Source organism: Micromonospora sp. S4605, assembly GCF_003176715.1.
Taxonomy (GTDB): Bacteria; Actinomycetota; Actinomycetes; order Mycobacteriales; family Micromonosporaceae; genus Micromonospora; species Micromonospora echinaurantiaca.
The window spans coordinates 1-24272 of record NZ_QGSW01000269.1 but is presented as its reverse complement, the minus strand read 5'-3'; the positions used below and the strand labels follow the sequence as shown (position 1 = coordinate 24272).

The 24272-nt window shown below is 73.4% G+C and carries 20 protein-coding genes; 2 read left to right on the top strand and 18 right to left on the bottom strand.

Translation table 11 applies throughout. The features are described 5' to 3' along the window. Window positions 1-173: 173 nt before the first annotated feature. The 6 genes from DLJ47_RS24315 to DLJ47_RS24290 all read right to left on the bottom strand — a co-directional run bounded on the left by DLJ47_RS24315 (window position 174) and on the right by DLJ47_RS24290 (window position 7674). Window positions 174-1994 (bottom strand): acyl-CoA dehydrogenase, encoded by a 1821-nt coding sequence (locus tag DLJ47_RS24315; protein WP_109903102.1) that lies wholly within the window; start codon window positions 1992-1994, stop codon window positions 174-176. A gap of 180 nt (window positions 1995-2174) precedes the next feature. Beyond that, window positions 2175-3335 carry a hypothetical protein gene (locus DLJ47_RS24310; protein ID WP_109903100.1) on the bottom strand — a complete coding sequence of 387 codons (1161 nt, stop codon included), beginning with the start codon at window positions 3333-3335 and terminating at the stop codon, window positions 2175-2177. Next, the gene (locus DLJ47_RS24305) at window positions 3332-3856 is read right to left on the bottom strand and encodes a SigE family RNA polymerase sigma factor (protein ID WP_109903098.1); all 525 of its coding nucleotides are present in this window, start codon (window positions 3854-3856) and stop codon (window positions 3332-3334) included. Before DLJ47_RS24305 ends, DLJ47_RS24310 begins: the two co-directional genes overlap by 4 nt. A 79-nt stretch (window positions 3857-3935) precedes the next feature. Next, on the bottom strand, window positions 3936-5111 hold the full coding sequence (locus tag DLJ47_RS24300; RefSeq protein WP_109903096.1) for an alanine--tRNA ligase-related protein: 1176 nt from the start codon (window positions 5109-5111) through the stop codon (window positions 3936-3938). A 293-nt stretch (window positions 5112-5404) separates the two neighbouring features. Further along, window positions 5405-6571, bottom strand: coding sequence for a fatty acid desaturase family protein (locus DLJ47_RS24295; RefSeq protein WP_233257994.1), 1167 nt, complete (start codon window positions 6569-6571; stop codon window positions 5405-5407). Window positions 6572-6585: 14 nt separating this feature from the next. Then, a complete protein-coding gene (locus DLJ47_RS24290; RefSeq protein WP_109903094.1) occupies window positions 6586-7674 on the bottom strand; it encodes a ferredoxin reductase in 1089 nt (362 codons plus the stop codon). 85 nt (window positions 7675-7759) lie between these two features. Here DLJ47_RS24290 and DLJ47_RS24285 point away from each other — a divergent pair, with 85 nt between their 5' ends. After that, entirely contained in the window at window positions 7760-8989 is a 1230-nt protein-coding gene (locus tag DLJ47_RS24285) for a PucR family transcriptional regulator (RefSeq protein ID WP_109903092.1), read from the top strand. Here DLJ47_RS24285 and DLJ47_RS24280 read toward each other — a convergent pair. From DLJ47_RS24280 to DLJ47_RS24225, 12 genes are all read right to left on the bottom strand, one after another. Then, window positions 8967-11051 (bottom strand): hypothetical protein, encoded by a 2085-nt coding sequence (locus DLJ47_RS24280; protein ID WP_109903090.1) that lies wholly within the window; start codon window positions 11049-11051, stop codon window positions 8967-8969. The two genes, DLJ47_RS24285 and DLJ47_RS24280, sit on opposite strands and share 23 nt — an antisense overlap. Beyond that, the gene (locus tag DLJ47_RS24275) at window positions 11017-11601 is read right to left on the bottom strand and encodes a hypothetical protein (protein WP_109903088.1); all 585 of its coding nucleotides are present in this window, start codon (window positions 11599-11601) and stop codon (window positions 11017-11019) included. Before DLJ47_RS24275 ends, DLJ47_RS24280 begins: the two co-directional genes overlap by 35 nt. A 133-nt stretch (window positions 11602-11734) precedes the next feature. Then, window positions 11735-12538 (bottom strand): sugar phosphate isomerase/epimerase family protein, encoded by an 804-nt coding sequence (locus tag DLJ47_RS24270; RefSeq protein WP_109903086.1) that lies wholly within the window; start codon window positions 12536-12538, stop codon window positions 11735-11737. Next, window positions 12535-13686, bottom strand: a complete 1152-nt coding sequence (locus tag DLJ47_RS24265) for a DUF993 family protein (RefSeq protein WP_109903084.1) — start codon at window positions 13684-13686, stop codon at window positions 12535-12537. Before DLJ47_RS24265 ends, DLJ47_RS24270 begins: the two co-directional genes overlap by 4 nt. Continuing rightward, on the bottom strand, window positions 13683-14849 hold the full coding sequence (locus tag DLJ47_RS24260) for a Gfo/Idh/MocA family protein (RefSeq protein ID WP_109903082.1): 1167 nt from the start codon (window positions 14847-14849) through the stop codon (window positions 13683-13685). Before DLJ47_RS24260 ends, DLJ47_RS24265 begins: the two co-directional genes overlap by 4 nt. Before the next feature lie 112 nt (window positions 14850-14961). Next, window positions 14962-17052, bottom strand: a complete 2091-nt coding sequence (locus DLJ47_RS24255) for a PQQ-dependent sugar dehydrogenase (RefSeq protein WP_109903080.1) — start codon at window positions 17050-17052, stop codon at window positions 14962-14964. A 37-nt stretch (window positions 17053-17089) separates the two neighbouring features. Further along, the gene (locus tag DLJ47_RS24250; protein WP_109903118.1) at window positions 17090-18046 is read right to left on the bottom strand and encodes a LamG-like jellyroll fold domain-containing protein; all 957 of its coding nucleotides are present in this window, start codon (window positions 18044-18046) and stop codon (window positions 17090-17092) included. Between the two features lie 135 nt (window positions 18047-18181). After that, the gene (locus DLJ47_RS24245) at window positions 18182-18931 is read right to left on the bottom strand and encodes an ABC transporter ATP-binding protein (RefSeq protein ID WP_109903078.1); all 750 of its coding nucleotides are present in this window, start codon (window positions 18929-18931) and stop codon (window positions 18182-18184) included. Beyond that, on the bottom strand, window positions 18921-19661 hold the full coding sequence (locus DLJ47_RS24240) for an ABC transporter ATP-binding protein (protein WP_109903076.1): 741 nt from the start codon (window positions 19659-19661) through the stop codon (window positions 18921-18923). The genes DLJ47_RS24245 and DLJ47_RS24240 overlap by 11 nt, the downstream gene beginning before the upstream one ends. 76 nt (window positions 19662-19737) lie before the next feature. Further along, window positions 19738-21093, bottom strand: coding sequence for a branched-chain amino acid ABC transporter permease (locus DLJ47_RS24235; protein WP_233257993.1), 1356 nt, complete (start codon window positions 21091-21093; stop codon window positions 19738-19740). Continuing rightward, a complete protein-coding gene (locus DLJ47_RS24230; protein ID WP_088994520.1) occupies window positions 21077-21964 on the bottom strand; it encodes a branched-chain amino acid ABC transporter permease in 888 nt (295 codons plus the stop codon). The genes DLJ47_RS24235 and DLJ47_RS24230 overlap by 17 nt, the downstream gene beginning before the upstream one ends. Before the next feature lie 6 nt (window positions 21965-21970). Next, a complete protein-coding gene (locus tag DLJ47_RS24225) occupies window positions 21971-23077 on the bottom strand; it encodes an amino acid ABC transporter substrate-binding protein (protein ID WP_233257992.1) in 1107 nt (368 codons plus the stop codon). Between the two features lie 237 nt (window positions 23078-23314). Between DLJ47_RS24225 and DLJ47_RS24220 the strand changes: the two genes are divergently transcribed. Further along, on the top strand, window positions 23315-24272 hold a 958-nt coding region (locus tag DLJ47_RS24220), incomplete at its 3' end, for a LacI family DNA-binding transcriptional regulator (protein ID WP_109903074.1).

Genomic DNA, 24272 nt, shown 5'->3' with positions numbered 1-24272 from the left:
CGCACCCGCGCAGTTCGCGACAGGTGACGCGCGGCCGTCGTCCGACGGTCGCGCGCCACCGGCGGGTCAGCCGACCGGCGGGCCGCGGCCAGCCGATCGTCCTCGGCGGGTCGCGCCGCCATCGCCTCGCCCATGACCGGCAAGGATAGGCGGCCGGCGCACCGCCGGCCTGGTCAGAACCAGTCCTCGCGCATCTCCAGGGTGGTCCGGTCCAGGCTTTCCAGCAGGTCGAACTGGGGGCCGGTACGGGGCAGCTCGTACCGGAAGAAGTACCGGGCGGCCTGCCGCTTGCCGGCGTAGAAGGCCACGTCGTCGCCGGAGTCGGTCGGACCGCTCGCGGTCTCGACGGCGAGCAGCTGCTCCAGCCACATCCAGGCGATCACCACGTGGCCGACCGCCTCCAGGTAGACGCTGGCGTTGGCCAGCGCCAGCTCTGGCTCGCCCCGCTCCCACAGCCGCCGGGTCACCAGCGAGACCCGGTCCAGCGCACCGCCCAGCCGGGCGGCCAGCTCGGCGGGCTCCCCCTCGGCCTTCCAGGCCCGGCCGACCGTGGCCCGGATGGTGTCGACCAGCAGCGCCAGGCCGGCCCCGTCCCGCATGGTCACCTTGCGGCCGAGCAGGTCCAGCGCCTGGATACCGTGCGTGCCCTCGTGGATCGGGTTGAGCCGGTTGTCCCGCCAGTGCTGCTCCACGTCGTAGTCGCGGGTGTAGCCGTACCCCCCGTGCACCTGGATGGCCAGGTCGTTGGCGGCCAGGCACCACTGCGAGGGCCAGCTCTTGGTGATCGGGGTGAGCACGTCCAGCAGCAGGCGGGCCCGGTCCCGGTCGGCTTCGGCCGGCGCGGTCCGCTGCTCGTCCAGCAGCCGGCCGCAGTAGAGCACCAGCGCGAGCGCGCCCTCCACGTAGCTCTTCTGCGCCAGCAGCATCCGTTTGACGTCGGCGTGCGCGACGATCGGCACCTGCGGCACGGTCGGGTCCTTGTCGGCCACCGGCCGGCCCTGCGGGCGCTGCCGGGCGTACGCCAGGGACTTCAGGTAGCCGGTGTAGCCGAGCGCCGTGGCGCCGGCGCCGACCCCGATGCGCGCCTCGTTCATCATGTGGAACATCTGCGCCAGGCCCTGGTGCGGCTCGCCGACGAGGTAGCCGACCGCGCCGGGGCGCCCGCCCGGGCGGTGCACCCCTTCGCCGAAGTTGAGCAGCGTGTTCGTGGTGCCCCGGTAGCCCAGCTTGTGGTTGAGGCCGACCAGCACGACGTCGTTGCGGGCGCCCAGCGCGCCGTCGTCGCCCAGCAGCACCTTGGGCACGATGAACAGCGAGATCCCCTTGACCCCCGGCGGCCCGCCGGGAATCCGGGCGAGCACCAGGTGCACGATGTTCTCGGCGAGTTCGTGGTCCCCACCGGAGATCCACATCTTGGTGCCGTGCAGCCGGTACGTCCCGTCGTCCTGCGGCTCCGCCCGGGTGGTGATGTCCGCCAGTGAGCTGCCGGCCTGCGGCTCGGACAGGCACATGGTGCCGAAGAACCGGCCCCGCACCATCGGCCGTACCCAGGTGTCGACCTGCTCGGCGCTGCCGTGCGCCAGCAGCAGGTTGGCGTTGCCCAGCGTGAGGAACGGGTACGCCGAGGTGGCCACGTTGGCGGCCTGGAACCAGGCGAAGCAGGCCGCCGCGACGGCGTGCGGCAGTTGCATGCCACCGACCGAGGAGTCCAGGCTGGCGGCCAGCAGCCCGGTCTCGGCGAACACGTCCAGCGCCGCCTTGACCTGCGGGATCAGCCGCACCCGCTGGCCGTCGAAGGTGGGCTCGGTGAGGTCGGCCGCCCGGTTGTGCGGGGCGAACCGCTCGGTGGCCACCTGCTCGGCGAGGTCCAGCACGGCGTCGAAGGTCTCCCGCGAGTGCTCGGCGTAGCGGGACCGTTCGGTCAGCCGCGCCACGTCCAGCCACTCGTGCAGCAGGAACCTCAGGTCACGGCGGGAGAGCAGGGTGGACGGCACGGGTCTCCTTCCTCGGCGGGCCGACGGCACCGCGATCCGGCCCGGCCGCCCTTCCGCAGCTCATCCTGGCCGATCGCGCCGCCCGACGCACCAACCGCGCGCCCGCCGCGTCGCGCCGGATCCGCTCGGGCCGGCCCGCCCCCGTCCCGCCGGGCCGGCCCGTCCGCGATCCCCCGTCGGCTACACCGGCCGCCAGGACGCCGGGTCGTCCCACCCGTCCACCAGCCGGATGGACGCGGCCAGGTCGAGCGCGCCGGCCCGGCCACCCACCGCCGCCTGCCCCGCCACCGTCTCGGAGTTGACCTCGGCGACGCAGCCGGTGCAGCCGCCGGGCAGCTGGGCGACCCGGTAGACGCCCATTCCGGCGGGTCCGTCGGTGGCCGTGGCCGGCCGGCCGGCCACGGTGAGCCCGCCCTTGAACTCGCTGTCCTTGAAGATCCCGTTGCTCACGCCGAGCATGTAGTCGGCGCGAACCTCCGCCGAGCCGACGTTCTCCGGCAGCACGTACCGCAGGCTCGCGTCCAGCCACCCGCCCCGGAACGTCCGTATCTCGGTGCCCTCCAGGACCACTCCCCCGGGAGCGGCGACCGACGCGAAGGGTACGGTCACCGGTCGCTCCTCCCAGACCAGCCCTTCGGCGATCTGGCGGGCGAGTTCCTCCGGGCGGTCGTACTCCCAGACGCTGATCGCGATCCAGCCGTCCGGGGCGTACTGCCAGGAGAGCACGGCAGCGTGCTGGTGGGTGTAGAAGAACGCGGGCTTCCCGTTCACCGGCGCCACCGGCGCGCCGGGCAGCGGAACCTCTGGCGGGGGACCGCCCATTCGCCGGTCCTCGACCCGTTCCCGCTCGTTGAAGAAGACGTCCACCCCGCGGGCGCCCATCCGGACGGTCACCGACGCGGAGAACGCCATGATCGGGCCCGCCTCGACCGGTCCGCCCGGGCTGATCGCGTCCGGCACGCTCGCGTTGACCGTCACCATCCGGACGTCCGTCTCGTAGGTCTGGTGGCCCACGTTCGGGGGCAGCGAGCCGAGCCGGAACGGCTGGCGGGTCGGGTCGAACCGCTCGGGCGCCACGGTGGGCGGCCCGGCCGGCGTCGGTGTCCCGCTGTCGGCCGGCGTCGGCGTCCGGGCGGCCCGGGGGCCACCGGCGAGGACGGTCCCGCCGAGCACCGCGACCACTGTCAGCACGGCGGCTGCCCCGGCGACGGCGAACCGCCGCCGCCGCAGCATCCGCTCGCCGCCGGTGACCAGTTCCGTCGCCGGCACGCCCCCGGCCGGCAGTTCGTCGGCTATCCGGCTCAGCAGGGTACGCACCGCCCGCTCCTCGTTGTCGTTCACCGCGCCACTTCCTCCGAGTCCGTGTCCAGCGGCAGCCAGCGGCGCAGCGCGGCGAGTCCCCGCGCGGTCTGGCTCTTCACGTTGCCGGTCGAGCAGCCGAGCACCCCGGCGGTCTGCTCGACGGAGAGGTCCGCGTAGAACCGCAGCACCAGCACGACCCGCTGCCCCGGCGGCACGGACGCCAGCGCGCGGCGCAGCGTGACCGCGTCCACCACGGCGTCGTCCGGGCCGCCCGGGTCGTCGCGGGGCACCGGCTCGGGCGTACGGTCCAGCAGCCGTACCCCCCACCAGCGAGACCGCCGCTCCTCCTGGAAGACCCGCACCAGCATCCGGTGCACGTACGCCTCGACGTCGTCGGCGCCCCGCACCCGTGGCCACTTGAGGTAGAGCTTGGTCAGCGTCTGCTGCACCACGTCGTCGGCCCGGTGCTGGTCACCGGTGAGCAGGTAGGCGGTGCGGCGCAGCTTCGGGGTGGTGGCCGTGACGAATTCGACGTACTCGTGCCGTTGTGTCGCCTGCATCCACCACTCCCGTCCACTGCCGTCACCGTAGGGATGGGCGCGGCGCCCGATCCGGTTGCACGCACCCCGTGAGACGGTGTCAGCCCAGCTCACCGACCAGGTGCTCGACCAGGTCGCGGGGCAGCCCGTGGGTGTCGTGCAGCCAGCGGTAGTCCTCGCCGGTCAGCGGCCCGCGGGAGCGGCGCCGGCGGACCAGCGGCCGGCCCCGCCGCAGCAGTTCCCGGAACCGGCGCTCCTCGCCGCCGAACACCTGGCGCACCTCGTCGACGCCGGTCTGCTGCCCGAACCCGTCCAGAGTGTGCCGGACCGGCTCGGTCGGCAGGTCGGAGAGGGTGCGGGACGGGTCGTCGCGCCACAGGGTGGTGAGCACCCGGCGGACCAGCCGGCGCAGCACGTATCCCCGGCCGGTGTTCGACGGGCGGACGCCGTCGCCGACGACTACCACGCCGGAGCGGAGGTGGTCGCAGACCTGGCGCAGCGGCACCTCGTCCAGCCGCCACAGGCCGCCGACGCCGCGCACCCACGGTCGCAGGCCGTCGCCCTCGAAGACCGACCGGGTGCCGCCCAGCACCATCTCCAGCCGCTCCAGCCCCATCCCGGTGTCCACGTTGGGCTGCCGCAGCGGCTCCAGCCGGCCGTCGTCGTGCCGGTGGTGGCGCATCTGCACGTGGTTCCAGACCTCCATCCACCGGTCGTCGGTGCCCGGGGTGCCCCCGGGCGGGCCGTCCCCGGTCCAGACGAAGATCTCCGAGTCGGGTCCGCAGGGTCCGGTCGGTCCGTTGGACCACCAGTTGTCCTCCCCGCTGGTCAACTCCACCGGTACCCCGAGCTCCGCCCAGGTCTCCAGCGAGACCCGGTCCGGCCCGAGCTGCTCGTCGCCACCGAACACTGTCGCGTGCAACCGGTCCGGTTCGACGCCGAAGCCCTCCCGTAGCAGCTCGTGGCCCCAGCGCAGGCTCTGCGAGACGTCGTAGTCGCCGAGCGACCACGAGCCGAGCATCTCGAACACGGTCAGGTGGGTGCGGTCGCCGACCTCGTCCAGGTCGGTGGTGCGCAGGCAGCGCTGGACGTTCACCAGCCGGCGGCCGAGCGGGTGGGGACGGCCCTGCAGGTGGGGCGTCAGCGGGTGCATCCCGGAGGTGGTGAACAGGACCGGATCACCGGGCGGCGGGATGAGCGAGCTGTCGGGCACCGGCCGGTGGCTGCGCTCGCGGTAGAAGTCGAGGAAGGTGCGGACGATCTCGTCGCGGTTCATGGCGGATGCCTCTCGGGTCGTGGTGACCGGAAAGGGTCCGCTGGCGCGGAACGGGTTGCCCCGGGACGCGAAGAAGCCGGCGGACCGTTTCCGGTCGCCGGCGAAGGGGTCTGGAGATCAGGCGGCGGCGACCGACGAGCTGGCAGCTCGTGCGGTCGCGGCGATGCTTCGGCGCCTGGACTCCATGCCCCGACTGTACGTCGCCCCGGCGCCGCCGCCCACCGGTTTACCCGCCGGCGCCCGGGAGGGGGCGGGCCGGGAACCGACCCGCCGGGCGGCGTCGCGGTGCCGGGTCAGCCGCCCAGCGACGGCGCGAGGGCGCGCGCCGGCCGGTCGTCGGCCCGGCTCGCGTCGGCCGGGCTCGGGTCAGCCGGGGTCCGGTTGGGCAGGGAGAGCCGGAAAACCTTCTTCCAGGCGGAGAAGACCTGCCGGGGCAACGAGCCGGCGGTGTAGCGCAGCCCGTACCGGTCGAAGAGCGCCCGCACCTCGGGGGCGATCTCCTGGTAGCGGTTGCTCGGCAGGTCCGGGAAGAGGTGGTGCTCGATCTGGAAGGACAGGTTCCCGGTCATCAGGTGCAGCAGCCGGCTGCCGCTGATGTTCGCCGACCCGAGCATCTGCCGCAGGTACCACTCGCCGCGGGTCTCCCCCTCGATGGAACGCTTCTCGAAGGTCTCCACGCCCTCCGGGAAGTGCCCGCACATGATCACCGAGTGGCTCCACACGTTGCGGATCAGGTTCGCGGTGAAGGTGGCGGCCAGGGTGCTGAGGAACGAGGGGCCGGACAGCAGCGGGTGCAGCACGTAGTCCTTCAGCACCTGCCGGCGGATCTTGCGCCCGACCGCCTTGGCCCGGGCCCGGAACTGCGGGTCCCGGTGCCGCCCCTGCTGCAGGTTCTTGCCCAGTTCCAGGTCGTACGCGGCGATGCCGTACTCGAAGAAGCACGCGTTGACGAAGTTCCACAGCGGCTGGCCGAGGTGCATCGGGTGCCACGGCTGGTCCTCGTCGACCCGCATGATGCCGTAGCCGAGGTCGTTGTCCTTACCGACGACGTTCGTGTACCGGTGGTGCAGTTCGTTGTGCGAGTGCTTCCACTGGTCCGCCGGCGAGACGTGGTCCCACTCCCAGGTGGTCGAGTGGATCTTCGGGTCGCGCATCCAGTCCCACTGGCCGTGCAGGACGTTGTGCCCGATCTCCATGTTCTCCAGGATCTTCGCGACCGCGAGCCCGGCGGTGCCGACCACCCAGGCCGGCGGGAAGAGCGAGAACAGCAGCACCGCCCGGCTGCCCAGCTCCAGCCGGCGCTGGGTGCTGATGACCTTGCGGATGTACGCGGCGTCCCGCTCGCCCCGGCTGGCCACCACCCGGTCGCGGATCGCGTCGAGTTCCCGGCCGATGGTCTCGATGTCCTCGGCCGTCAGGTGCGCGATCGGGTTGTCGGGCTTCTTCTGGATCACGGTCACGTCGGGGTCTCCGATCAGAGGTCGAGGTCGCAGGGGCCGGCGGCCGCCGAGACGCAGGTCTGCACGAGGACGCCGTCGCCGGGCACGGCGGTGGTGAGCTGGCCGCTGCGCAGGTCGCGGACGGCGCCCTGGCGCAGCGGCACGACGCAGCCGAAGCAGATGCCCATCCGGCAGCCCGAGGGCATCAGCACCCCGGCCCGCTCGCCGGCGTCCAGGATCGGGGTCGCTCCGTCGGTCTCGACGGTCACCGCGGCCCGGGTGAAGGTGAGCGTCCCGCCCTCGCCGGGCGTCACCACGGTCGGGCGGAACCGTTCGGTGTGCAGCCGGTCGGGGCACCCGCGCGCCGTCCAGTGCTCCTCCAGCGCGTCGAGCAGGCCGACCGGCCCGCAGGCCCAGGTCTCGCGGTCGAGGTGGTCGGGCACCAGGGCGTCGAGATCGGCGACGCCGAGCAGGCCGTCGGTGTCGGTGTGCCGCTCCACCAACCGGATCGCCCCGTCGGCGGCGAGCCGGCGCAGCTCGGCGCCGAAGATCACCTGGGCCGCGCTGGGCGCGGAGTGCACCACGACCACGTCGGCGCCGGCCAGCGCGCCGGCGCGCAGCATCCCCATCACCGGGGTGATCCCGCTGCCGGCGGTGAGGAAGAGGACCCGGCCCGGTGCCGGGTCCGGCAGCACGAAGTCGCCCTGGGCCTGGTCGAGCTGCACGATCGTCCCGGGCCGCAGCCGGCGGACGAGGTGGTTGCTGACCAGCCCGTCGGGGATGGCCTTGACCGTCACGGTGATCGGGTCGCCGCGCCGGCCGGGGGCCGAGGTGACCGAGTAGGCCCGCCACTGGCGTACGCCGTCGACGTCGACGCCGAGCCGCACGTACTGCCCGGGGGTGTGCCCGCGCCAGCCACGGCCGGGGCGGATGACCAGGGTCGCCGCGTCCGGGGTCTCCGGGCGGACGGCGAGGATCCGGCCGCGCAGGTCCGCCGAGCGCAGCGGCGCGAGCAGGTCGAGGTAGTCCTCGGGCAGCAGCGGGGTGGTGACCGCGGCGGCCAGCCGGAGCAGTCCGCCCCGAACGGACCGCTTTGCCCGAGAGGCGGGGACTGTCGTGGTCATCTCTCGATGGTCGCGGCCCGCTGGCATAAAATCTTGGCTTTGGCGGGTGAAGTGATCCCGCATTCTTGTGCGGAGGGAACAACTCGTGACGGAGGGTACGAGAGCGACGTACCGTGCGGCCCGCCTGGAGCTCGACGAACGGGTGGCCGACGCCCTGCGCGATCGGCTGCCGCTGCTCGCCGAGCGCACGGTCGCCGCGATCACCGCCGAGGTGCCCAGCTACTCCGGCGCCCTCACCGGCCAGATGCGCGCCAAGATCGCCAACGCGGTGCAGATCGCGCTCGGCACCTTCCTCCAGCTGATCGAGCGGCCCCGGACGGCCGACCCGAGCACCCCGCTGGTTCCCGCGCTGGAGGCCGCGTACGCCCTGGGCAGCGGCGAGGCGCGCTCCGGGCGGAGCATGGACGCGCTGCTGGCCGCCTACCGGGTGGGCGCCCGGGTCTCCTGGCGGGAGATGGCCGCCACCACCGTCGAGGGCGGGCTCGCCGCGGCGACCGTCGCCGAGTTCGCCGAGCTGATGTTCGCCTACATCGACGAGCTCTCCGCCGCCAGCGTCGCCGGCCACTCCGACGAGCTGGCCAGCGCCGGGCGGGCCCGACGACGCAACCTGGAACGGCTGACCCAGCAGTTGCTCGCCGGCGAGCCGGAGGAGGTGCTGCTGCGCAGCGCCGAGCGGGCCGACTGGCCGCCGCCGCAGACCCTCACCGTCGTCCTGCTGCCGCGGGCCAACCTGCGCTCGGCGCTGGCGCTGCTCGACGAGCACACCCTGGAGAGCCCGGAGGACCTGCCCACGGCGGAACCGGACGCGGAACTGGCCGTGCTGCTCGTCCCGGACGCCCACGGCGACCGACGGCGCCAGCTCGCCCGGGTGCTGCACGGCCGGCGGGCCGTGCTCGGCCCGGCCCGCCCGTGGACCCGGGCCGCGTACGCCTACCAGCGGGCCGGCCGGGCGCACGCGCTCGGCATCGAGCACCCGGCGGACGGCGCCCCGCTGGACACCGAGCAGCACCTGGCCGAGCTGCTGCTCGGCACCGACCCGGAGACGCTGGCCGACCTGCGGGCCCGGGCGCTGGCGCCGCTGGCCGGGCTGCCGCCGGCCACCGCCGACCGGCTCGCCGAGACGCTGCGCTCCTGGCTGCTTCACCACGGCCGGCGTGACGACGTGGCGGCCGACCTCTTCGTGCACCCGCAGACGGTCCGCTACCGGATGGGCAAGCTGCGCGAGCTGTACGGCGACCGGCTCACCGACCCGGCCAGTGTCCTCGACCTCACGCTCGCCCTGGCCTACCCGGTCAGCGCACCGCCTCCTTCGTGACGCTGGGCGATGGCGGCGGGGTGGACTGAGGGGTCGGGGCGGGGCTGCCCGAGGTCAGCAGCGCCGCGACAGCGGTGCTCGCCACGGCGGTTCCGAGCGCGGTGGCCACCGCGACGAGCACGGTGCCGGCCGGGGTGGCGAGGGCGCGGACGCTCCTGATGTTGCGCAGCCGGTCCCAGCGGTAGCCGGCGAGCGCGGCCAGCCGCCGCTCCCAGGCGAGGCCGAGCACCACGCAGAAGACCACCACCTGGCCGGCCCGGATGGCCAGCGCCAGGAACAACTCGCCAGCGGTGGTGATGCTGGTCTCGCCGGCCCAGTCGGTCCGCGGGCTGACCGACGACAGCACGGTCAGCAACTCGGCCGGCAGGACGAGCAGCACCAGCGCCATCGCCTTGGCCACCGGCGTCCGGCCGCGGATCAACGCGTAGAAGTATCCGTAGACGGCCGCGTAGGCGAACCACCGCAGGATGTGGATCACCACCACGGCCACCTGCCACACCGGGCGCTCCAGGAACAACCCGGGCTCCGCGACGAGCAGCGCCCACACCTCGTACCCGACGACGAGGACGACGAGCGGCGTGGCATAGCCGACGGCGGCGACCGCCCCGTCAGCGGGCGGGCGGCCCCCGGCGGTGGCCAGGGCGTCGCTGACCGGGAGACCGGCGACCGTCCGGCCCCGAGCGGCCGCCGCCTGGTCGATGCGGTGCTGCCGGCGCTCGTACTCCCGGATGCCCACCGAGCCGTCACGCAGCAGGGCTCGGGCCGAGCGGTAGACGTCGTGCGCGCTGAGTTCCATCAGCCGGCGCCGCATCTCGGCCTTGACCAGCGCGGTGTGTGCCGCCGGCCCGACCGCGGCGCGGGCGACCGCGGCGGGTCCCCGCCGCCTCGGCAGCAGCAGCCACCAGGACGCCAGCAGCGCGGCCACCGCCAGCGCGTTGAACTGGACCAGGTCGTTGTGCTCGACGGCGAGCACGACGAGGCTCGCCAGCGCCAGTCCCCACACGACGATGTCGTCCAGGGCCTCCGCCCGGTCGCCCCGACGCCGCAGCGCCGCCACGGCCACCACCACGAGCGCCACGCCCAGCAGGGCGGTGGCCGTGGTGAGGCCGCCGAACACGGCCGCGACGACCGGCCGTTCCAGGTCGCCGTAGCCGTCACTGGCCAGCGCGAGGATCGGCAGGAACGACACCGCACCCCCGACGTAGAGGAGAACGCGCTGGCCGGCGCCGAACCCGGCGGGCCGGTCCGGCCCCCAGGCCGGGTCGGCGAGGAACGCGCACAGCAGGCCGAAGGACACCGCCAGGGACAGGTGGTAGACCGAGGCGACGTCCACGTCGTCCTCCCGCAGCGCCGACGCCGTGGCCATGAGCAGGACGACCGCGACACCGGTGGCCACCCCGCGCCACACGCTGGCGCGCAGTGCCCGGGCCAGGGCGGCCGCGCTGGCGATCACCGCCAGGTAGCCGAGCAGTTCCGCCACCGAGGGGACCAGGTAGACGTACCGGACGGTCGGCGAGACGGCGCCGACGACCACTGCCAGCAGCAGACAGCCGAGCAGCAGACGGCGGTGCTGCCCCGGATCCCACGGCGGCAGGCCCCGCAGCAGCCGGGCCCGACTCGCCAGCAACAGCACCGCGAACACCACCGTGACACCGACCAGCAGGCTGTCCCGCAGCGGCCCCGTCCCGTCGTAGCCGAACAGGAGGATCAGCGTTCCCACCGACACCACGAGGCGCGCGGCGCCCCACCCGACCGCCACCGCTCCGCCGTCACGACGCGCCCGCCACCACACCAGCAGCAGGAGGAGCCACGGACCGAGGAGCACGATCCCGGTAGCGAACACCACGCCGGACCGGCTCAACAGGAACCCGTCGAAGGGCCCCGGGGAGGGGACCACGACACTGCCGACCGGACCCTTCTGGGCCGCCTCGACAGTGATTCGGGCGGTTCCCGGCGGACCCTCCAGCCGCACCGTGGTCGGGCTCTGCCGCACCACCGACGCGCCGGAGACCGCAACCACCTCCGCGTCACCGGCCTCGACGATGAGGGTCCGGCGGCTCACCACACTGGACGGCGACGGCCGCGGGTCGCGGGTGCTGTCGTCCCCCGATCTCCAGCGGGAAGCTCATCCGCACGCGCTCGCCGTCGTACTCGACCAACCCGGCGTAGGCCACGCCGGGAAACCGGACGTGGGCGGGGCCGCCGGGCCCCCGCTCCACCGTCGGCCGGCCGGTGGCGGCGGCCGTTCCGCCGATCACCCGCGCCACCAGGTCGGAGCCGGTGACCGACCCCTCGGCGACCAGCGGCAGCAGCGGGTCCTCGGCCTGCAGCACCAGGTCGTGCTCGACCTGCGCCACCACCTCCAGGGGCTCGCCGTCGGCGCCGTTGCGCCGCTCGATCCGCACCCGCACCTCTGCGGTCCTCGGTGGATGGCGCGGGTCGTCCCACCACGGCTCAACGGACGGGGACGGCGACGGGGACGGCGTCGGCACCGGCTCGTGATCCTCGTCGAACCAGGTCAGCGTTCCGGCGGACAGCAGCAGGGCCGCCAGCGCGGCGAGCACGGCAGCGTAGAACAGAGCGACCTGGCCGCTGGCGAACGGGAGACGCATGGAAGGCAACGTACGGATCACCCGGGACGGCCACCGGAATCTGTCGGCTACCTGACGACGGCGACGGCTGGGAAGCCGCGGGACCGGTGTCACCCGCCGGCTGAGGCGGGCGGTCCGGCCCGCCGCCGCCCGCTCAGGCGACGTGCTCCCGGTACCCGGCGATCGCCTCGTCCAGCACGACCCGGCCGGGCCGGGACCAGACCTCCTCGGCGAAGACCTCCACCTCGATCGGCCCGGTGTAGCCGGCGGCGTCGACCGCCTCCCGGAAGCGCCGCAGCTCGACGCAGCCGGCGCCGGGCAGGCCCCGGCCGAGCAGCACCCCGGCGGGCAGCGGCGTGACCCAGTCGGCGACCTGGAAGCAGGCGATCCGCTCCGCCCGCCCGGCCCGGGCGATCTGCGCCCACACCTGGTCGTCCCACCACAGGTGGTACGTGTCCACCACGACACCCACCGCCTCCGGCGGGTACGGCTCGGCCAGATCGAGCGCCTGGCCGAGGCTGGCGACCACGCACCGGTCGGAGCAGAACATCGGATGCAGCGGCTCGACCGCGAGCCGTACGCCCGCGGCCAGCGCGTGCGGCACCAGCGCACCGATCGCCTCGCCGACGTGCGCCCGGGCGGCGTCGAGATCCCGGCTGCCGGCCGGCAGCCCGCCGGAGACCAGCACCAGCACCGGCGCGCCGACGCCGGCCGCCTCGTCGATCGCCCGCCGGTTCTCGTCGAACCAACCGGGCGCGTCGAAAAAGCCGCCGCGGCACAGCGAGGTGACGGTGAGGCCGGCGCCCCGGACCAGGGCCGCGGCCGCCTCGACGCCGAGCCCGGACAGGTCCTCGCGCCACAGCCCGACGTTGCCGACACCGGCGTCCACGCACCCGGCGACCAGATCCGGCAGCGGCCAGCGGCGGGTGGTGGCCGAGTTCAGCGCGAACCGCTTCACTGCGCCACCCCCGCCGTGGTCAGGTACGCCCGCGCGCGGTGGGCGGCCAACTCGGCGTCGGGCAGCAGCCCGGCGGCGTCGGCGAGCCGCAGCAGCCGGGCCAGGTGCGCCGGCGACCGGCCCGACTGCAGGCCGCCGACCATTGTGAAGTGGTCCTGGTGGCCGGCCAGCCAGGCGAGGAAGACGATGCCGGTCTTGTAGTAGAAGGTCGGCGCGCCGAACAGGTGCCGCGCCAGCGGCAACGTCGGGGCCAGCAGCCGGTCGTACCCGGCCAGGTCACCGGTGTCGAGGGCGCGCAGCGCGGCGGCGGCCGGCGGGGCGATGGCCGCCAGCACGCCGAGCAACGCATCGGAGTGGCCCTGCGCGTCGCCCCGGATCAGCGCCGGATAGTTGAAGTCGTCGCCGGTGTAGAGCCGCACCCCGGCCGGCAGCCGTCGGCGCAGCGCCACCTCGAACTCCTCGTCGAGCAGCGACAGCTTGATCCCGTCGACCTTGCCGGGGTGGCCGGCGATCAACGCCACCACGGTGTCCGCCGCGCCGGCCGGGTCGCCGTCGCCCCAGTAGCCGGCCAGCGCCGGGTCGAACGCCGGACCCAGCCAGTGCAGCACGACGGGGTCGTCCGCGTCGTCGATCAGCCGGCCGTACACGTCGAGGTAGTCCTCGGCGGAGCGGGCCGTCGCCGCGAGGTGTCGGCTGCACATCAGCACCGGCCGGGCGCCGGCCTCCTGCACGTCGGCGAGCTGCTCGGCGTACGCCTTGCGGATCTCGTCCAGGGTGGCCGGGCCGGCCGGCAGCTGGTCGGTGGCGACGCCGGCGCAGATCGCGCCGCCCTCGGCCCGGGCCGCCGCCGCCGAGCGCCGCACCAGCTCGCGCGCCGTGGGGTAGTCCAGCCCCATCCCCCGCTGGGCGGTGTCCATCGCCTCGGCCACCCCGAACCCGTACGACCACAGGTGCCGGCGGAACGCCAGCGTCGCGTCCCAGTCCACCGCCGCGGGCGCGCCCGGCACGTTCTCCGCCCGCGGGTCGGCGACCACGTGCGCGGCGGCGTACGCCACCCGGCTGGTGAACGGCGCGCCGGGCACGGCGTGCTCGCCGCCCGCGCCGGAGAGGATGTACGCCCCGTCCGGCAGCCGCACCGTGGCACTCATGCCGGCTCCCCGCCGGTCAGCTCCGGGATCTCCACCCGGCGGCCCTCCCGCGCGGACAGCAGGCCCAGCTCGGCCAGTTGCACGCCGCGGGCGCCGGACCACAGGTCCCAGCTGTACGGGGCGTCCTCGGCGACGTGCCGCAGGAACATCTCCCACTGCGTCTTGAAGCCGTTGTCGTACACCTCGTTGTCCGGCACCTCCTGCCACTGCGACCGGAAGTCGTCGGTGGACGGCAGGTCGGGGTTCCACACCGGCTTCGGGGTGCTGGCCCGGTGCTGCACCCGGCAGCGGCGCAGCCCGGCCACGGCGCTGCCCTCGGTGCCGTCGACCTGGAACTCGACCAGCTCGTCCCGGTTGACCCGGACCGCCCAGGACGAGTTGATCTGCGCGACGATGCCGCCGTCGAGTTCGAAGATGGCGTACGCGGCGTCGTCGGCGGTGGCGTCGTAGGGCTGGCCGTCCTCGTCCCAGCGGCGCGGGATGTGCGTGGTGACGTGGGCGGTGACCGCCCGCACCGGCCCGAAGACCTGCTCCAGCACGTAGTGCCAGTGCGGGAACATGTCGACCACGATGCCGCCGCCGTCGGCGGCCCGGTAGTTCCAGCTCGGGCGCTGCGCGGCCTGCCAGTCGCCCTCGAAGACCCAGTAGCCGAACTCGCCGCGCACCGACAGGATCCGGCCGAAGAACCCGCCGCGCACCAGCCGGTCGAGCTTGCGCAGGCCGGGCAGGAAGAGCTTGTCCTGCACGACGCCGTGCCGCACCCCGGCCGCGTCGGCGGCCCGGGCCAGTTCGACGGCGCCGTGCAGGGTGGTGGCCAGCGGCTTCTCGGTGTAGATGTGCTTGCCGGCCTCGATGGCCAGGCCGATGGCCTTCTCCCGCTCGCTGGTCACCTGGGCGTCGAAGTAGATAGCGGTGTCCGGGCGGGCGAGCGCCGCGGCGAGGTCGGTGGTCCAGTCGGTCAGCCCGTGCCGGTCCGCGACGTCGCGCAGCTTGGCCTCGTTGCGGCCGACCAGCACGAGTTCCGGCCACAGCCGCCCGCCGCCGCGCAGCGGGACGCCGCCCTGCTCGCGGATCGCCAGCAGGGACCGGACCAGATGCTGTCGGTAGCCCATCCGCCCGGTCACGCCGTTCATGACGATCCCCATCGGGATACGTGCCGTCATCGCCTCGCCCTCCAGGTAAGCGGGGTTTCTCGCGCACCCGGCCGGGTGCCGCAGCTCGGGGTGCCCCGGCGGGGTGCGGCGGCCCCGTCGCCGCCGCCCCCGCCGGTGCGGGTCAGGCCGGCGTGCCGGTCACCGTGAGGTGACGCAGCCGGCCGACGTTGTCGAAGGAGCCGAAGCCGACCCGGCCGGAGCCGAACGTGGTGTCCTTCGCGGTCATCAGCGGGTCCTTGTGCCCGTCAACGTAGACAGCGATCTCCCCGGTGGCCGGCAGGTGCTTCACCCGCACCTTGTGCCAGTCGGCGTCGGTGATCGCCGGGTTGGCGCCGCGGGACCGCCCGTTCCACTGGTGGTCGATGCGTTCCCGGTCGGCGTTGTCGACCTTGAAGATGCCGTTGTGCGGGTAGATCGTGTGGTCGGTGGAGAGGTGGGCGTAGTAGAACTCGGTGTCCGACCGCCAGCCGAAGACGATGATGACGTCCCGGTTGGTGATCTCCACCGGTGTGTCCAGCCGTACCCGGGCCTCGATTTCGACCGACGACCAGGCCGGTCCGGCGGTCAGCACCGCGTACTCGAACGGCCGGCGCGGGCCGGGCCGGCTGACCCCGGCCTCGGCGAGGATCACCTCGTCCCTGGTGAACTGCCACTTCGACGGGGTCACCGGCGCCCAGTTGTGCGCGCCGGCGGTCCTGCGCAGCCGGGTGTCGCCGACGTCGCCGGCGGCGAAGACCCGGGTGCCGGTGACCTTCCAGACCTTGCCGTTGGCCTTGGCCAGGATGTAGAGCTCGCCGGCGGCGTCGGTGCCGAAGCGCAGGTCGACCCGGTTGGGGTCGCCGGGCGCGCCGGGGCCGGAGAGGTCCTGCATCCGCACCGGGTTGCCGGCGGCGTCGAACAGCGCGAGGCGGTGGATCGGGGCCAGGCCGGCGCCCCGGCGCATCCGGTTCGCCTCGGTGTAGAGCACCCGGCCGTCGACCAGGTCACCGAAGACGTACTTGCCGCGCAGCGCGGGCAGTTCCCTGCCCCGGTAGACGAACCCGCCGGCCACCGCGACCCCCACGTCCGAGGTGCAGTTCCAGCCGGGCGCCGGGTCGTGGTCGTACGCGGCGACCGGGTAGGTGTAGCCGTAGCTGGCGTCGTCGGCGGGCAGCGGCAGCAGCTTGTCGCAGGGGTTGGTGGCCGTCTTGTCGAAGACGTACGCTCCCTCCCGCTCGCTCCAGCCGAAGTTGTCACCGGCGCGCACCTCGTAGATCGCCTCGACGGCGTGCTCGCCGATGTGCCCCAGGTACATCCGGCCGGTGGCCCGGTCCCAGCTGAACCGGTGCGGGTCACGGAAGCCGACCGCGTAGATCTCGCCGAGCGCGCCGGCCCGGCCGACGAACGGGTTGCTGGCCGGGATGCCGTACTGGCCGTTGGCGGAGTCGCTGCCGCGCGGGTCGATGCGCAGCAGCTTGCCGTGCGGCATGGCCAGGTTCTGCGGGTCGGTGTTGCGCACCCCGAGGCCGCCGTCGCCGACGGCCAGGTACAGCAGCCCGTAGTCGCTGTCGTGGCGCTTCGCCGTGGGGTTGAAGTTGATCTCCTGGATGCCGTGGATCTGGCCGCCGAACCCGATTCGCAGGACCTCCCGGCGGCTGCCGGCGAAGGTGTCGGCGGCCGGGTCGGTCGCCGTCCACTCGGTGATCACCCCGTGGAACAGCGTGTTGGACTGGGCGTAGTCCGGGACCTCGGTGGTGGCCGACGCCTGTTCGGTGTGGATGGTGTAGAACCGGCCGTTGCTGCCGAACTCCGGGTGGAAGGCGACGTAGCCGAAGCCCTGGCCGAGCCCGCGGCCGGAGAAGAACTGCGGTGCGAAGGTCGCGGCGACGTCCAGGTAGACGTGCGGCACGCCGTCCTCGACGAGGTAGAGCTTGCCGTTGAGGTCGGGTACGGCCCGCCGGCCGGATCGGTCGGGCAACTCCATGATGGTGTTGATCCGCGCGGTCCGCATGAGCCGCTGGTCGGTCGGCGCGGGGGTGGGGAACGACTGCGGGAAGCTGGCGTACTCGGTGAGCACCAGGCCGAGCCGGGACTGGGTGGGCATCTCGGTGACCGGATCGTCGATCGGGTCGGCGGCCCGGGCGGGCGCGGCGACCAGGGTGGACAGGACCAGGGCGGCGGCCGTGAGCCCGGCTGCCAGCGCGGATCTGCGGATGCTGCCGATACTGTGCACGCGGGTCTCCTTCTCGGTGGGGTCGTGCCGAGCGTGGTCAGCGGGCCAGGTAGCGGTACTGCTTCTCGACGTCGCGGGCGGAGACCGCGGTGTCGAGGAACATCAGGGCGTCCATGCGGCAGTCGCACGGGTTGCGTTCCAGGTTGTCCTGCGGGAAGCTCCCGCCGATCTTGATGCCCCGCGGGTCGGAGGCGGTGGTGACGTGCGGGCCGGGCCCGGCCACCAGCCACGGGTCGTCGGTGCGGGTGTAGAAGCCGTCCAGCGGCCGGCCGTTGCGGTAGAGCGCCATCGTCCCGGCGTTGAAGTCGAAGGTGGCGGCAAGGTGCACCCACTCCCCCTTCGGCAGCAGGGTGCGCCAGTCGGCGCTGGCGGCGAAGGTCTGCGAGTTGCCGCCGTCCAGCCGCCGGCCGAGGGCGACCAGCCGCAGTTCGCCGTTGACGTCGATCAGTTCGAGCAGCGCCCGGACGCCGTGGCCGTCGGAGTCACCGGTCAGCACGCCGGCCAGGCCGATCGCGTTGAACCGGTCGTCCGGGTTCGGGGTGGTGGAGTTGGGCAGCGGGGCGTCCATCTCCAGCTTGAACCAGCCCATCACGGTGGTGCCGGCGACGGCGCTGAACGGGCGCAGGGTGCGTACGCCGCTGGCCGAAAAGATGCCGGCCTTCCAGTCGTCGTTGCCGGCCTGGGCCGGGTCGACCTGCCGGGTCTGCAGCGCCTTGCCGCTGCCGGGGTAGGCGCGTTCCGGTACCCGCATGGCGGCGCCGCCGTTGACGAGTTCGATCTCGGTGCCGGAGCGGCCCTGGTCGCGCTCCAGCGCGACGTCGCCGGGCACCGGGTGGTCGAAGTCGTAGTAGGCGACCAGGTGCTCGCGCAGGGTGGGGTGGACGTCGCGGGGACGGTTCCGGTCCGCCTGGGCCGGCGCTGTTCCGGCGCCGGCCAGGACACCGACCGCCAGCAGGGCGGCGGTGACGGCGGCGGCGCGTCTGGCTCTGGTCATCGCGTACACCTCTCCTCGTGTCCGCGTGGCACGCAACCGCTTTCGAAAGCGCTTACGTGTCGCGCCCGGATCATCTCGTCGTGCCGTTCGTCGCGGGGTCGCCTCGGGAGTCGCGGGGTCGGTTGCGGGTCGGGGTCAGCGCTTCGGCGTGACCGCCGGCTCGGCGGGCCGCCCGCCGAGATACAGCTCGCCGAGCTGGGGGTCGGCGAGCAGTTGCGCCGCCGGCCCCGAGATGTGCACCCGCCCGAGGTCGAGTACGCAGCCCAGGTCGGCGGTCTCCAGCGCCCGCCGGGCGTTCTGCTCCACCAGCAGCACCGCGGTGCCGGCGTCGCGCATCCGCACCACCTGCTCGAACACCGTGCTGGTCGCCTTCGGGTCCAGCCCCATCGAGGGCTCGTCCAGCAGCACCACCTTGGGGTCCACCATCAGCGAGCGGGCGAACTCCACCTGCTTCTGCTGGCCGCCGGAGAGCAGCCCGGCCAAGGCGTTCCAGCGCTGCGCGACCACCGGGAACAGTTCCCGGACGAACTCGGTCCGCTCGGCGATCAGCGCCTTGTTCCGCAGCGTGTAGCCGCCCAGCAGCACGTTCTCCGCCACGGTCATCTCGCGGAAGACGCTGTGCCCCTGCAGCACGTGGGCCACCCCGGAGGCGAGCATCCGCTGCGGGCCGTGGCCGGTCACGTCCACCCCGCCCACCAGGATCCGCCCGGAGCGCGGCCTGAGCAGGCCGCTGGCCACCTTCAGCACGGTGGACTTGCCGGCCCCGTTCGGGCCGACCAGGCAGACGATCGTGCCGGCCGGCACCGAGACGGTGAGGCCGCGCAGCACCGGCGCCGCGCGCCCGTAGCCGGCGTGCACGTCGACGAGTTCGATTTCAGACGCCAAGGTAAGCCCCCAGGACGCGTTCGTCGGTGCGGATCAGCGACGGCGGACCCTCGGCGATCGGGCGCCCGCGGTCGAACACCACGATGTGGTCGCTGACGCTCATCACCAGGTCCATGTTGTGCTCGACGATGACGAAGGTCCGCCCCTCGGCGTTGAGCTCGCGCACCAGGGAGCCGATCCGGTCCAGCAGCGCCGGGTTGACCCCGCCGGCCGGCTCGTCGAGCAGCACGGTCTCCGGGTTGCTCATCAGCACCCCGGCGAGTTCCAGCAGCTTCTGCTGCCCCCAGGACATGGTGCGCGCCTCGGCGTCGGCGAGGTGCTCGATACCCAGCCGGGTGAGCCACCCCCGGGCCCGGTCCACCTCCGCCCGGGTGTGCGCGCCGCGCAGCAGCCCGGCCATCCCACCCGGGCGGACCGCCGCGAGCACGTTGTCCAGGGCCGACATCCGGGGGAACACCCGGCACAGCTGGAAGGTGCGGCCGATGCCGGCGCGGGCGATGGCGTGCGGCGCCCGACGGGTGATCTCCTGCCCCCGGTACGTCGTCCGCCCGCCGTCGGGCCGGATCAGCCCGGTGACGCAGTTGAAGAACGTCGTCTTGCCTGACCCGTTCGGCCCGATCAGCGCGTTGACCTGGCCGTGCCGGAATGTCACGGTGGCGCCGTCGAGGGCCACCACGCCGCCGAACGCCTTGGTCAGCCCCTCGGTCGCCAGACCGGCCACCTCGCTCATGCCGCCACTCCGCTTCGCTCCGCGCCGCCATGCGACACCACCGCACCGCACCGATGACGCGCCTGCCGACGCCCGTTCATGGCCGCTCCTTCGTCGGTTGCGCGCGGCCGGGGGCCGCGGCGGCGTCGACCGGTTCCCGCGCCCCCGCCGAACGCTCGTCGCGCAGTTGCGCGGCGGTGACCTCACGGATGGAGCTCTGCGCGTTCCCGGACAGCCGGTTGGCCAGCGCGCCGATCGCCGGCAGCACGCCGTCGGGCATGAACAGCACCACGAGCGCGAGCAGCAGGCCGGTCGCGACCAGGTGCAACGGGGTGTTACCGAACTCGACCTTGAAGTACTCCAGCGCGATGCCGACCACCAGGGCGCCGACCAGCGGCCCGAACAGGTGCCGGACGCCGCCGAGCAGCGCCATCAGCACCAGGTAGGAGCCGGTCAGGATGGAGAACTGGAAGACCGGGTCGAGGTCGCCGAACCAGAGCGCGTAGAGCCCGCCGGCCAGCGCGGTGAAGCCGGCCGAGACGACGAACACCACGAGCTTGTACGCGAAGGTCGGCGTGCCGAGCGCCTCGGCCTTGTCCTCGTCCTCCCGGATCGCCTTGAGCCCGAGGCCGAACCGCGAGCGGTCGATCAGCCACCAGGCCAGCAGCGCGAGCCCGAGCAACCCGGCGAAGAGGAAGTAGAACGCCCGGTGGTGCTCCGGGCGCAGCAGCCCGGGGAACGGGCGCGGCACCACCAGGCCCCGCGAGCCGCCGGTGAGCGAGGCCCAGCTCTGGAAGACCAACAGCAGGATCAGCACCAGGGCGATCGAGACGATGACGAACGAGGCGCCGCGCACCCGCAGCGCCGCGTACCCGATCGGCACCGCCAGCGCGGCCACCAGCAACGCGGCGACGACCAGCGCCACGAAGCTGGGCAGCCCGGCCCTGGTGACCAGCAGCGCGGTGCCGTAGCCGCCGAGGCCGGCCAGCGCGCCGTGGCCGAGGGAGATGTAGCCGGTGAACCCGCCGACGAAGTTCCACGACGTGGCGAGCACCGCGTAGTTCAGCACCACCACGCCCGCCGACAGGATGTACGGGTTGGGCGCCAGCGACGGGAAGGACAGCACCGCGGCGGCGAGCGCCAGCAGCGCGACCGCGCGGAGGACGAGCCGGATCCGCCCGCGTCGTGCCGCCGTGGTCGCCGGGTGGTCCGCTGCCGTGCCGCCGCCCGTCGCCGTGGCCGGCTCGGCCTCGGCGCCGCCGCGCGTCACGGTGCCGGCTGGAATGGCGACCGGCTCCGGCCGGGCGGCGCTGGCCGGGGCGACGGTCTGGTCCGACCCGGCGGCGCTCGCCGGGGCGACGGTCTGGTCCGGCCGGGCGGCGCTGGCCGGGGTGACGGCCGGGTCCGGGCCGGTGGGGGCCGGGGTGACGGTGGGGTCAGAAGCGCTGGGCAAGGCGACCTCCGAAGAATCCCTGTGGCCGGAACGCCAGCGTGGCGAACAGGGCGAGGTAGAAGATCGTCTGCGCCCAGGTGGTGCCGAGCGGGATCTGCAGCAGGCTCTGTGCCATCCCGAGCACCATGGCGGCCATCGCGGCGCCCGGCACGCTGCCGAGGCCGCCGACCACGATGATGGCCATCAGCGGGCCGATCCAGTGCCAGTGCAGCGACGGGTAGATGGTGGTGTCGAGGGCGAGGGCGGTGCCGCCGACGGCGGCGGTGGCCAGGCCGATGCCGAAGCCGTACCCGGCCACCTTCTCGGTCTCGATGCCGACCAGCCGGGCCGCGTCGCGGTGCTGGATGGTGGCGCGCAACGCCCAGCCGAACGTGGTCTTCTTCATCAGCAGGTAGAGGGTCGCCAGCGCGACGGCGGCGAGGCCGAACGCGATCAGCTTCACCACCGCGATCCGGGCCCCGAAGAGGCCGAAGCTGGCCGAGCCGTAGCCGAGCTGGATGCGCCGCTGGGTGCCGGTGAAGGCGTAGCCGAGCAGCCCCTCGATGGTGACCGCGATGGCGAACGTCAGCAGCACTGACATCATGGTCAGCGTGGCCGCACGCAGCCGGGCCAGCAGCAGCCGTTGCAGCAGCACGCCGGCGCCGAAGAAGAGCGGCACGGTGACCACCATCGACAGCAGCGGGTCGACCCCCAGCCGGGTGTGCGACCACCAGGCCAGGTACGCGGCCAGGATGAGGAACGCCGAGTGGGCGATCATCACCACCCGCATGATGCCGAAGTAGAGGGTCAGGCCGGCTGCCAGGAGGGCGTAGAGCCCGCCCAGCAGCAGACCCAGGATGACGCTCTGGAAGAGCAGCGCACCGGAGGGCATCGCCGCCTACCAGGCCGGCTTCGGGTAGACGAGGTCGGCCTCCTTGGCCTCGGCCGGGAGCACGATCTGGATCTCACCGCCGACCCACTGCTGGATCATGTGGGCGCCCTTCGGCTTGCCGGTCTCGTCCCAGGACAGCGGGCCGACCACCGTCTCGACGGTGTTGCCACGGACCCACTCGACCAGCTTCTGCTGGCACTCGCCCTGCTCGGCGCAGCCCACCGCGGTCACCGCCGCCGCGACGACCTGCCCGGTCGTGTACGCGTTGGCCTCGTCCTCCTCGGGCGCGGTGCCGAACTGCGCGGTGTACTTCTCGACGAACTCCTTGTTGCTGGGGTAGGGCGCCTTCTGCGTGTAGCCGGTCGGCGAGAGGATGCCCTCGGTCTTGTTGCCGATCGCCGCGGCGAACTCCGGGTTGGTCGGGGCGGTGGAGAACGCCGCCAGCTTCGGCTGGTACTTCAGTTGCTGGAGGGCGACGATCAGGTTCACCCCGTCCTGGTACTGCGAGCCGCCCACCACGATGTCGGCCCGGGAGGCCGCGATCTTCGCGGCGATGCTGCCGAAGTCGGTGGTGTTCGGCGGGTAGACCTCGTCGACGACGGTCCGGATGCCGGCCGCCGCCAGCTTCTCCTTGAGCCCGTACGCCGTGCCCTGCGCGAACGGGTCGTCCATGGCCGCGTACGCCGCGGTCTTCGGGCGCTGGTCGGCCGGCAGCGCCAGCAGGTACTCGGCCAGGTGGTTGTAGTGGTCGTTGGCCACCGCAGGGGCGGCGTAGAACAGGTTCTTGAAGCCCTGCTCGAAGACCTCCTTCGCGGCGCCGGCCGGCTCGACGAAGAGCATGCCGTACTCCTCGGCCACCCGCGCCGCGGGCACCACCAGGCGGGTGGAGAACGGCCCCACCACGAGGTCGACCTGGTCGGAGCCGATGAGCTGCTCGTAGTCGGCGACCACCCGGTCGGCGTTGGACTGGTCGTCGAGGATCTTCAACTCGACCTTCCGGCCGAGCAGACCCCCCTTGTCGTTCGTGATCTTCGCCCAGGCCTCGTACCCGCGCTGCACGCCCTTGCCCGGCTCGGAGAAGTCTCCGGTGAGCGGGAGGGAGATGCCCACCACGATCGGATCGTCGCTTCCGGCGGAATCCCCGCCGCCGTCATCACCGCACGCCGCCAGCGCGAGCGTCATCGTCGCGCCAATCGCCGCCATCCATCGGATTCGTCTGTATCGGTTCGTCATCCCGCAACGCTCCTTTGCCGGGGACGGAAGCGCTTACGAAAGCGCTTTCGTAGCCTAGGCTGTGTTCTGCACCACTGGCAATACCGTCAATGCATCGATGTTTCCGGGGAGTTGCGGATGCCCAAGCCTGGCCCGAGGCTGCGCCTCGTCGACGTCGCCGAACGCGCCGGCGTCTCGCTGGCCACCGCGTCCCGCGCCCTCTCCGGGCGGGAGGGGGTGAGCGAGGAGGTCGCCCGCCACGTCCGGCAGGTCTCCCGCGAGCTGGGTTACGTCGCCAACCCGTACGCCCGCACCCTCGCCGGCGGCGCCAGCTCCACCGTGGGCCTGGTGGTGCACCAGGTCGACGACCCGTACTTCTCGGAGATCGCCGGCGGCGTCATCCAGGTCGCCGCCGAGGAGGGCCTGCTCGTGCAGATCTGCCACTCCGGCCGCGACCCCGACAACGAGCTGCAACAGCTGCGGCACCTGATCGCCCAGCGGGTCGGCATCATCCTGATCGCCGGCTCCGGCTACAACGATCCCCGCATCGAGGCGGCGGCGCGCGCCGAGCTGTCGGAGTTCCAGCGCAGCGGGGGGCGGGTCGCCGTCATCGGCCGGCACGCCCTGGGCGTGGACGCCGTGCTGCCGGACAACGAGGCGGGCGGCCGGGCGCTCGCCGAGCACCTGTTGGAACTTGGCCACCGGCGGATCGCGGTGGCCGCCGGCACCGCGGCGCTGACCACCGTCGCCGACCGGCTCGCTGGCGTCTCCGCCGCGCTCGGCCGGCACGGCCTCGCCCTCGCCGACCTGCCGGTGGTGCACTGCGACTTCACCCGCGACGGTGGCCGGGCCGCCGCCGAGCAGATCCTGCGCGAGCATCCGGAGACCACCGCGATCATCGCGCTCAACGACGCGATGGCCATCGGCGTGCTGTCCACGCTGCGCGCGCACCGCATCCCGGTGCCCGAGCGGATGTCGGTGGTCGGCTTCGACGACGTCTCGGTCGCCGCCGACCTCGCCCCCAGCCTCACCACCATCCGGCTGCCGATGACCGACATGGGCCGGATGGTGGTGAGGCTGGGGGCGAGGTCGGCGG